1 protein-coding gene is annotated in these 375 nt (G+C 73.3%); it reads left to right on the top strand.

The window, feature by feature from the left end; all coding sequences use genetic code 11:
- On the top strand, positions 1 to 375 hold a 375-nt coding region (locus FrCorBMG51_RS31940), incomplete at both ends, for a DUF4191 family protein (RefSeq protein WP_235433788.1).

Raw genomic sequence — 375 nt, 5'->3', positions numbered from 1 at the left:
GCAGGGCGCCCGCCGCCGCGGGGACCACGGCGGGAAGCGGACGCAGGAAAGGGGCCGAGCGCAGGGCAGCCAGGGCTGGACGCCTCACGCAGCTACGGACGGTGTTCCGGCTCACCCGGCAGCGTGATCCGCATGTGGTGTGGTGGTCGCTGCTCGGCCTGGTGATCCCGGTGGGGATCGTCGGCGTGCTGCTCGGGCTCGTCGTCGGTCCGCTGTGGACGTGGCTGCCGATCGGGATCGTGCTGGGGCTGCTCGGTGCCGTGAACGTCTTCAGCCGCCGGGTCCAGAAGACCGCGTACGCCGAGATGGAGGGCCAGCCCGGCGCCGCCGCCGGGATCATCGAACGGATGCGCGGCGACTGGCGGCTCACCCCCG

Source organism: Protofrankia coriariae (assembly GCF_001017755.1).
Taxonomy (GTDB): Bacteria; Actinomycetota; Actinomycetes; order Frankiales; family Frankiaceae; genus Protofrankia; species Protofrankia coriariae.
This window is presented reverse-complemented; position numbering and strand designations above follow the sequence as displayed.